Source organism: Roseococcus thiosulfatophilus (genome assembly GCF_017311575.1).
Taxonomy (GTDB): Bacteria; Pseudomonadota; Alphaproteobacteria; order Acetobacterales; family Acetobacteraceae; genus Roseococcus; species Roseococcus thiosulfatophilus.
Genome location: NZ_JAFFQY010000031.1, coordinates 1 through 8,213, shown reverse-complemented (window position 1 = coordinate 8,213; position 8,213 = coordinate 1). Strand labels below are relative to the sequence as shown.

12 protein-coding genes are annotated in these 8,213 nt (G+C 69.4%); 9 read left to right on the top strand and 3 right to left on the bottom strand.

Translation table 11 applies throughout. The features are described 5' to 3' along the window. Window positions 1–259: AraC family transcriptional regulator (locus JTN19_RS11710; protein ID WP_206932650.1), on the bottom strand; the 259-nt coding region annotated here is incomplete at its 3' end. Between the two features lie 11 nt (window positions 260–270). Between JTN19_RS11710 and JTN19_RS11705 the strand changes: the two genes are divergently transcribed. After that, window positions 271–477, top strand: a complete 207-nt coding sequence (locus tag JTN19_RS11705) for a DJ-1/PfpI family protein (RefSeq protein ID WP_206932648.1) — start codon at window positions 271–273, stop codon at window positions 475–477. 49 nt (window positions 478–526) lie between these two features. Here JTN19_RS11705 and JTN19_RS11700 read toward each other — a convergent pair whose 3' ends face one another. Then, window positions 527–1,201 carry a TetR/AcrR family transcriptional regulator gene (locus JTN19_RS11700; protein WP_206932642.1) on the bottom strand — a complete coding sequence of 225 codons (675 nt, stop codon included), beginning with the start codon at window positions 1,199–1,201 and terminating at the stop codon, window positions 527–529. Between the two features lie 121 nt (window positions 1,202–1,322). On the opposite strand from JTN19_RS11700, the gene JTN19_RS11695 reads away from it, so the two are divergent. From JTN19_RS11695 to JTN19_RS11660, 8 genes are all read left to right on the top strand, one after another. Continuing rightward, entirely contained in the window at window positions 1,323–2,342 is a 1,020-nt protein-coding gene (locus tag JTN19_RS11695; RefSeq protein ID WP_206932639.1) for an NAD-dependent epimerase/dehydratase family protein, read from the top strand. 72 nt (window positions 2,343–2,414) lie between these two features. Beyond that, window positions 2,415–2,750, top strand: coding sequence for an ArsR/SmtB family transcription factor (locus JTN19_RS11690; protein WP_206932637.1), 336 nt, complete (start codon window positions 2,415–2,417; stop codon window positions 2,748–2,750). Beyond that, window positions 2,747–3,178, top strand: coding sequence for an SRPBCC family protein (locus tag JTN19_RS11685; RefSeq protein ID WP_206932636.1), 432 nt, complete (start codon window positions 2,747–2,749; stop codon window positions 3,176–3,178). The genes JTN19_RS11690 and JTN19_RS11685 overlap by 4 nt, the downstream gene beginning before the upstream one ends. A gap of 32 nt (window positions 3,179–3,210) precedes the next feature. Then, the gene (locus JTN19_RS11680) at window positions 3,211–4,170 is read left to right on the top strand and encodes a DUF1579 family protein (protein WP_206932634.1); all 960 of its coding nucleotides are present in this window, start codon (window positions 3,211–3,213) and stop codon (window positions 4,168–4,170) included. 194 nt (window positions 4,171–4,364) lie between these two features. Then, window positions 4,365–4,661 (top strand): acyl carrier protein, encoded by a 297-nt coding sequence (locus JTN19_RS11675; protein WP_191084686.1) that lies wholly within the window; start codon window positions 4,365–4,367, stop codon window positions 4,659–4,661. A gap of 3 nt (window positions 4,662–4,664) precedes the next feature. Continuing rightward, window positions 4,665–5,114, top strand: a complete 450-nt coding sequence (locus JTN19_RS11670) for a 3-hydroxyacyl-ACP dehydratase FabZ family protein (RefSeq protein WP_206932633.1) — start codon at window positions 4,665–4,667, stop codon at window positions 5,112–5,114. After that, on the top strand, window positions 5,111–6,169 hold the full coding sequence (locus tag JTN19_RS11665; RefSeq protein WP_206932632.1) for a beta-ketoacyl-ACP synthase: 1,059 nt from the start codon (window positions 5,111–5,113) through the stop codon (window positions 6,167–6,169). Before JTN19_RS11670 ends, JTN19_RS11665 begins: the two co-directional genes overlap by 4 nt. Continuing rightward, window positions 6,169–7,383 (top strand): beta-ketoacyl synthase N-terminal-like domain-containing protein, encoded by a 1,215-nt coding sequence (locus tag JTN19_RS11660; RefSeq protein ID WP_206932631.1) that lies wholly within the window; start codon window positions 6,169–6,171, stop codon window positions 7,381–7,383. Before JTN19_RS11665 ends, JTN19_RS11660 begins: the two co-directional genes overlap by 1 nt. A 58-nt stretch (window positions 7,384–7,441) precedes the next feature. Here the strand turns inward: JTN19_RS11660 and JTN19_RS11655 are convergent. Further along, window positions 7,442–8,213 (bottom strand): Abi-alpha family protein (locus tag JTN19_RS11655; protein ID WP_206932630.1); only part of this gene is annotated, 772 nt, incomplete at its 5' end.

Below are 8,213 nucleotides of genomic sequence, written 5' to 3'. Positions count from 1 at the left end.
CTAGGCTGACGGTCGGCAGGTCGGCCGCGATCAACAGGGAATCGCCGGCGCCGAACTCGAAGCTTTCGCTGCCCATGGTCACGCGCTTGCGGCCCTGCAGGACGAGCGCCACCAGGGGGCGGTTGATGGCGTATTGCAGCTCGCTCGGGCGGGTGGCGCGGATGGTGGACAGCCCCGCGACTGGGGTCCGCGCGACCCCGTGCGCGTCGGCATGCGCGTCCGAATGGCGGCGGACGGCGTCGAGAAGCGTCTGCGTCATGGCGCGAATCTATGGGAATGCCGCCGGGCGGCAAGCGCCTCGGCGGATTGGGCAAGAACTCGGGCGCATCGGGCAACCGGCGGCGGTGGGAATGGCGGAACGCCGGCGCGCTGGTCGAGGATGCGGAGGTGGTGGTGGACGGCAACCTGATCACGAGCCGCATGCCAGCCGACATTCCGGCCTTCACCAGGGCCCTCATGGACGCCCTGTCCGCCTGAACCTCGAGGCGGCCTCGCCTTGAGGCATGGCGCGCCTGGCGCCGCGCGGTCAGGCCTTACGCTTCGGTTGCGCCCGCCCCGGCCGATCCGTTCCGAGGGCGGGCGGGTCATAGCGCATGCCCGCCCGGAAGGCCGTGCAGAGGCTTCGCACCACGTTGCGCGCCATCTCCTCCACCGGCAGCCCGGCCTTCACGGCGGCCTCGACATGGGCGGGGTGGACGAAGACCGTCACCGCATCGCGCACCACGCCGGCCGCGGCCGGCACGTCGTCCAGGTCGAACTCGCCGCGACGGACCCCATCGGCGATGATCTCGGCCACCAGCGCCGTCATGGCGCGGGCATAGGCGGCGATGATTTCGGGCCGTTCCTCCACCACGCGCCGGTAGAGCTGGTAGACCTCCGGGTCGTCGGCGAAGCGCTCGCGCTTGCGCTGGTGCAGGGCGAGGACCATGGCCTCCAGCCGCTCGGCGGCCGGGGCGTCGGCGCGGACATGGTGCTCGGCCAGCAGCGCCTCGTCGCGCATCGCCTCCTCGACCACGGCGTCGAAGATCTCCGATTTCGATCGGAAGTGCCGGTAGATGGTGGTGTGCGAGGTGCCGAGCGCGCGGGCGATGTCCACGACATTCGTCTTGCCCTCCCCGAAGCGGCGCAGCTGCAGGCGGGCGGTGTCGAGGATCTGCGACCGGAAGGGATCATCCGCGGTGGCGGGCCGGAGGGAGGACATGCGGGGAAGATAGGGCGCGCCCCCGTCGCGTCAACTACGAACAGAATTCATAATCTGTTTCTTGAAATACGTTCCCGTTCCTGCCAGGTTGGTGGCGTCCAACCCCGGCAAGGAACCCGCCATGTCCGCCCACCCCGCCTCCCCCTCTCCCCGCAGAGCCTTCGTCACGGGAGGTTCCGGCTTCGTCGGCTCCCGCCTCATCACCCGGCTGCTGGCCCAGGGCTGGGAGGTCCGCGCGCTGGCCCGCAGCCCCGAGGCCACGGCGATGATGGCGGGGCTCGGGGCCACGCCCGTCCTGGGTGACCTTCACGACCACGCCGCGCTCCGTTCCGGCATGGCCGGGTGCGAGGTGGTTTTCCACGTCGCCGCCCACTTCAAGCTCTGGGGCCCGCGCCACCTGTTCGACCGCGCCAATGTCGAGGGCACGCAGGCCGTGGTGGAGGCCGCGCGGGCCACCCCCGGGCTGCGCCGTGTGGTGTCGGTCAGCGCCGCCGCGGTCGTCATGGGCCGGCCCGAGCCGATGCTCGGCGTGGAGGAGGGTGCCCCGCTCCACACCCCCTCCTTCGCGCCCTACGCGGCCCCCAAGGCCCGGGCGGAGCAGATCCTGCTCGCCGCCAATGGCTCCCGGCCGGGCTTCGAGACGGTGGCGGTGCGGCCGCCCTTCATCTGGGGGCCGGGCATGCCCACCCTCGACCACATGGTCGAGACGGTGCGCGCCGGCCGCTTCCAATGGGTGGGCGGGGGCGACCAGGCCATGTCCACCTGCCATGTGGACAATCTCTGCGAGGCGCTGCTTCTCGCGGCCGATGCGGGGCGCGGGGGCGAGGCCTATTTCGTCTCCGACGGGCCGGATGGCACGCTGAAGGGCGTGGTCTCGGGGCTGCTCGCCACGCGCGGCGTCCGGCCCGGAGAGCGCGCGGTGCCCTTCGGGCTGGCCTGGTTCATGGCGGGCGCGATGGGCGCCGCGTGGCGGGCCCTGCGCCTTCGCGGGGAACCGCCCCTCACGCGGCAGATGCTGCGCCTCATCGGCAAGCCCTTCACCATCCGCATGGACAAGGCGCGGCGTGAACTGGGCTATGCGCCGCGGATTTCGTGGGAAAGCGGCCTCGCGGCCATGACGGCGCCGCCCTCGCGGGTCTAGCCGACCCGAAATGGGGGCGGACACTTAAAAAAACGGTTGACCATTCGCGCCGCCGCGCGGATACTAAACCGTATGGATAAGCATTCCGCCCCCCTGGACCAGGTCTTCGCCGCGCTGGCCGACCCCACCCGCCGCGCGCTGCTGGAACGTCTGGCCGCGGAGGACGGGCAGACCGTCTCCGCGCTGGCCGCCCCCATCGCCATGTCGCTGCCCGCCGTGATGAAGCACCTGGATGTGCTGGAGGGCGCGCGCCTCATCACCCGCCGCAAGACCGGCCGCACCGTGCATTGCCGGCTGGCGGCCGCGCCCATGGAGGACGCCATGGCCTGGCTCGCCCGCTACCAGCGCTTCTGGGCCGAGAGCCTGGATCGCCTGGCCGCCATCGTCGAAGCGAAGGACCCGACATGAACGCCATCGTCCCGAGCGTCACCCTCGTGCGCCGCTTCAAGGCCACGCCCGAGCGCGTGTGGGAGGCCTGGACCAGCCCGGAGGTCATCGCCCTCTGGTTCGGCCCGCACCACACCAAGGTGGAATCGGCCCGCGTGGACCTGCGGCTGGGCGGCGAGCTGAACGTCGTGCTGCGCGAGGAGAATGGCGAGCGCCACGAGACCAAGGCCGTGTTCCAGGAGATCGAGAAGCCGCGCCGGCTGGTGCTCGCCTGGTCCTGGATCACGACGCCGGAGCGCGTCTCGCGCCTCACCGTGACGCTGCGCCCGGTCGAGGAGGGCACGGAACTCACCCTCACCCATGACCGCTTCGCCGACGAGGCCGCCGCCACCGGCCATCGCCGCGGCTGGACCGAATCGCTGGAGCGGCTGCTGGCCGCGCTCGGCTGAGAACCCCACCCCCAGGAAGGAAGGACACGCCCATGGACACCCATCACCAGGCCCACGCGGCCGAGACGGAATTGCGGCTGACGCGCCGCCTGCCCGCGCCGCCCGACCAGGTCTTCCGCGCCTGGACCTCGCCCGAGGAATTGCGCGGCTGGTTCGGCCCCAGGGGCACCACCCTGACGGAGTGCGAGGTGGAGCCGCGCGTGGGCGGCCGCTTCCTGACCCGGATGCGCGACGCCTCGGGCCATGTGTGCGGCGGCCTCACCCGCTTCGAGGCGCTGGAGGCCCCGCGCCGCCTGGTCATGCGGATGGAGGATGCGGAGGGCTGCCCCCTGCCCGGCGCCCGGCTGAGTGTGGAGCTGGCGCCCGAGGCCGGGGGCACCCGCCTCGACATCACCTGGACCCACCCCACCCCCGAGATGCGCGACGCCCATGCCGAAATGGGCTTCGAGCGCGGCTGGGGCGAGATGATGGACCGCCTCACGGCCTTCGTGAAACGCCCCGCGCAGATGTGCCCCATGGGCGCGCCCCCCGCCCATGGCCATGGCTGGCTGCACCGCTTCCTGGGCGAGTGGGACTACACGGGCGAGTTCATGACGCCCGATGGCGGCCAGATGACCGGGCACGGCACGGAGACGGTGCGCTCCCTCGGCGGCTATTGGATCATGGGCGAGTCGGTGGGCGAGATGCCGGGCGGGGGCGAGGCGCAATGCGTCATCACCCTCGGCTACGACCCGGTGCGGGAACGCTTCATCGGCAGCTGGGTGGGGTCCATGATGTGGCACCTGTCCATCTATGACGGCACGCTGTCCGAGGATGGAAAGGTGCTGACGCTGGAAAGCGAGGGCCCCGCCTTTATCGGCGAAGGCACGGCTCTCTACCGCGACACCCTCATCTGGGAGGATGCGGACCATCGCCGCATGGAAACCTCCGTGCGCGGCCCGGATGGCGGCTGGACGCCGCTGATGGTGCTGCGCCACGCCAGGCGCGCGTGAGACGGGGCCGGGCGGGCGCCCACCCCCGGCCCCGCCCGTCCCCTGCGGCCAGCCCCCCCTTGACCCCCCGGTGCGGGCTGGCCGCCACACCTGTGGTCACGCTTGGTCACAGGTGCCCCGCGCCGGGCGCGCTGGACAGCCGGGCCACAAAGCGCCAAAGACAGCGCCTCATTCCCAATACGGAGCCCGTCGCCATGTCCTCGGCGCCGCCTGCCAATGCCTTCGACACCATCGCCGAGATCATCGCCGAGACGGCCAATGTGGACCGCGCGAAGATCACGCCCGAGGCGCATGTCATCAATGACCTGGGCATCGACAGCCTCGACTTCCTCGACATCGTCTTCGAGATCGACAAGCGCTTCGGCGTGAAGGTGCCCGTGGAGGCCTGGACCGAGCAGGTCAATTCCGGCAAGGCCCCGGCCGAGCAGTTCTTCGTGATGGGCAGCCTGGCCAAGCGCATCGAGGAACTCGTGGCCGCCAAGCAGGGCTGAGCCTTGCGCCTCGAATATTTCGAGATGGTGGACCGCGTGCTGGAGCGCGAGGCGGACCGCCTCGTGGCGCTGGCGCGCGTGCCCGAGGAAAGCCCGGTCTTCGAGGGCCATTTCCCCGGCTTCCCCCTGCTGCCCGGCGTGCTGATGGTGGAGGCCATGGCCCAGACCGCCGGCTGGCTGGTCGTGGCGCGGCATGGCTTCACCCGCATGGCCGTGCTGGCCAAGGTGGGCGAGGCGAAGCTGCGCGGCATGGTCCGGCCCGGTGCCGAATTGCGGGTGACGGCCGAGCTGATCCATGACGGATCGGGCTACGCCGTGCTGCGCGGCACGGTGAACGAGGGGACCGCCCGCGCGGCCGAGGCGGAACTCACGCTCAAGACGCTGGCCTTCCCGGCACCCGGCCTCGAGCCCGCGCTGCGGGCGCGCGCCACCGCCATCGGCCTGCTGCCATGACGCCTGTCATGGTGACGGGGGTGGGCGTCGTCTCCAGCCATGGCGAGGGGCGCGGCGTGCATGCCCCCCTGCTGGCCGGCGGCGTGCCCCCCGTGCTGGCGCGGGCCAAGGACGCGCCCTACGACATCCATCCCACCCCGGAATTGCCGCTGGACCGCTTCATCCCGCGCCGCGAGATGCGGCAGATGGAGCCCTGGCAGCGCATCGGCGTGCATGCGGCCGGCATCGCCATCGAGGAGGCCGGGATCAAGCCGCAGGTCGGCCGGATGGACGTGACCGTGGCCGCCGGCGGCGGCGAGCGCGACGCGGCGCTGGACGCCGCCATCCTGGCCGCGCGGCCCGATGCGGCCGGCGTGCACAAGATGCTGCTGGAGGGGCTGCGGCCCACCCTGTTCCTGGCGCAGCTGCCCAACCTGCTGGCGGGGTCCATTTCCATCACCCATGGCGTCGCCGGCTCCTCCCGCACGCTGATGGGCGAGGAGGTGGCGGGCGCCGAGGCCGTGCGCGTGGCGGCGCGGCGCGTGGCGGCCGGGACCTCGCCTGTTGCGCTGACCGGGGCCGCCATGACCAGCGACCGGCCGGAGCTGCTGCTGCTCTACGGCTTTGGCGGCGCGCTGCACCAGGGCCCCTGGGCGCCGCTGCCCGCGCGCCAGGGCATGGTGCTGGGCTCGGTCGCGGCCTTCCTGACGCTGGAGCCGGAGGGCGCCAACGCGGCGCCGCTGGCGCGGCTTGTCGCCATCGAAACGAGCCAGGGCCGGCCCGAGGGGCGCGTGGCGCGGCTGCGCGCGCTGCTGGACCGGGTGGGGCATGAGGCCGAGCTGGTGATCTCCACCGCCTCCGGCGCGCCCGCCGCCACGGCGGATGAACTCGCCGCCCTGCCCCGCGCGCCCGACCTCTTCACGGCCGACCTCTTCGGCCATTCGGCCGAGGCGGCCTTCCCGGCGGGCCTGGCGCTGGCCACCTACGCGATCGCGGAGGGCCGGGCGCGGCGCGTGCTCGTCACCGGCTGCGGCCAATGGCGCGGCGAGGCCGCGGCGATCCTGGAGGCGGTCTGATGCGCGTCGCGGTCACGGGGCTCGGCATGGTCACGGCGCTGGGCGGCAACGCGGCCGAAAGCTGGGCCGCCATCCGCGCCGGGCGTTCGGGCGTGCGCGCCATCACCCGCTTCGACACCACGGGCATGAAGGCGCGGGTCGCCGCCTGCGTGGATTTCCCGGAGGATGCCTCCGGCACGCCGCTGGTGGCACCTGAACGCCTGCGCCGCATGGGCGAGGCCGCCATTGCCGAGGCGCTGGCGCAGTCGGGGCTGTCGGGTCCCTTCCCCGGCCCGCTCTGCTTCGGCCTGCCGCCCGTCGAGATCGAATGGCCGCAGCGCCTGGCCCTTGGCGCGCCGGACCATGCGGGAATGATCGCGGCCGGCGCCGGGAATGCCACGCATTACCAGGACTTTCTGCTGGGCGGCGTCGCAACCTGGCTGGCGGAACGCTTCGAGACCCAGGGCGTGCCCCAGGCCGTCACCACCGCCTGCGCCTCCGGCGCCTCGGCCATCCAGTTGGCCATCGAGGCGATCCGGCGGGGCGAGGCGGATTGCGCCATCGCGGGCGGGGCCGAGGCCTCGCTCCAGCCCGAGGCCTTCATCCGCTTCGGGCTTCTGCAGGCGCTGTCCGGCCGCAACGACCCGCCCGAGGCGGTCTCGCGCCCCTTCACCCAGTCCCGCGACGGCTTCGTGATGGGTGATGGCGCGGGGGCGCTGGTGCTGGAGAGCGAGGCCCATGCCCGCGCCCGCGGCGCCACCATCCTGGGCTATATCCTGGGCGTGGGCGAGGCGGCGGACACTTTCCACCGCACCCGCTCCTCGCCCGACGGGCATGCCATCGTGGCCGCCATGGAACGCGCCCTGGCCGATGCGGGGCTGAGCGCGAGGGATGTGGGCTACATCAACGCCCATGGCACCTCCACGCCCGAGAACGACAAGATGGAGACGCTGGCGGCGAAGCTGGTGTTCGGGACCGAGGCGCCGCCGCCCATTTCCTCGACCAAGTCCATGATCGGCCACACGCTCTCGGCCGCGGGCGCGATCGAGGCGGGCGTCTGCCTGCTGGCGCTGCGCGACCAGTTCCTGCCGCCCACCATCAACCAGGACGACCCGGACCCCGAGATCGGCATGGACACGGTGCCGGTGGGACGGCAGCATGGGTTCCGGGCGGCGCTGTCCAACAGCTTCGGGTTCGGAGGGCAGAATGTGTGCGTGGTTGTGGGGGCGGCTTAGGGCGAAGCTAATCAGAAACTGACTTCGACCGCCCCTCAAGGGTGAAATGCATGAAAACTCATGTGCTCGGCTTTATAATATCAGGATTGCATGCCGCAAATAGCTCAAGACCGAGTCTGGATACGCAAAAAAAGAATACGGAAATTTCGAATTTACCAAATTTTACATATTTAAAGCTTCTATCTTGAACTAAATTTAAACTGAGTAGTATATCTAAGTCTCTCTGATGCTGACTAATCGGAAACATGCCCGTGGTTCCGGACCAACTTTCTTCCCCCTGCTCAATTATTATGTCTTCAAGAGCAATACCTGGCAGACGAAGGCATTCCTCCAACTTATTAAAAATATTTTCTGCAGTCTTTTCTTTAACGTGACGCGTTAGGTCAGAAATGAGTGACCCCTGATCTGCACCCCAGAGGCCATCCCAAATTCGCTCAACATCTAATTTCTCTTTTATGGCTCCTTGATAAGTAATGATTTTTTGTAGTAAGCGGGCCTGATCGCCATTTAAATCAGCCAATATAGAAACATAACGTGGAACATTACTTTTGGTATCGGTTGCTGCACTCGCCAGCAAGTTTGCCCACAAATTTATCATCACTTCATCACCGATGCTTTCGAGTGAAGAAGCTTCGAGTATGCGGACAACGGTCTTTAAAGGAGCAGGAGTAATCTCTAATTTCTCGTGCTCGATGCGTTTGGCCGCAATTTCGGCAACCTTTAGCGCTACTTCTTCTCTTTGGAGACGTATCAGGTCCCCTTTGAGGCCTTGGCGTTCAGAGAAGGGCCTTATGATATCCGTTAATGCGTCAACTAACCGCCCCGATGAC

Excerpts from the sequence above, each read along its gene's own strand:
- JTN19_RS11660 (WP_206932631.1), top strand. The coding sequence starts at position 6,169 with ATGCGCGTCGCGGTCACGGGGCTCGGCATGGTCACGGCGCTGGGCGGC.
- JTN19_RS11700 (WP_206932642.1), bottom strand. The coding sequence starts at position 1,201 with ATGTCCTCCCTCCGGCCCGCCACCGCGGATGATCCCTTCCGGTCGCAG.
- JTN19_RS11705 (WP_206932648.1), top strand. The coding sequence starts at position 271 with ATGGGAATGCCGCCGGGCGGCAAGCGCCTCGGCGGATTGGGCAAGAAC.
- JTN19_RS11690 (WP_206932637.1), top strand. The coding sequence starts at position 2,415 with ATGGATAAGCATTCCGCCCCCCTGGACCAGGTCTTCGCCGCGCTGGCC.
- JTN19_RS11680 (WP_206932634.1), top strand. The coding sequence starts at position 3,211 with ATGGACACCCATCACCAGGCCCACGCGGCCGAGACGGAATTGCGGCTG.
- JTN19_RS11675 (WP_191084686.1), top strand. The coding sequence starts at position 4,365 with ATGTCCTCGGCGCCGCCTGCCAATGCCTTCGACACCATCGCCGAGATC.
- JTN19_RS11685 (WP_206932636.1), top strand. The coding sequence starts at position 2,747 with ATGAACGCCATCGTCCCGAGCGTCACCCTCGTGCGCCGCTTCAAGGCC.
- JTN19_RS11695 (WP_206932639.1), top strand. The coding sequence starts at position 1,323 with ATGTCCGCCCACCCCGCCTCCCCCTCTCCCCGCAGAGCCTTCGTCACG.
- JTN19_RS11665 (WP_206932632.1), top strand. The coding sequence starts at position 5,111 with ATGACGCCTGTCATGGTGACGGGGGTGGGCGTCGTCTCCAGCCATGGC.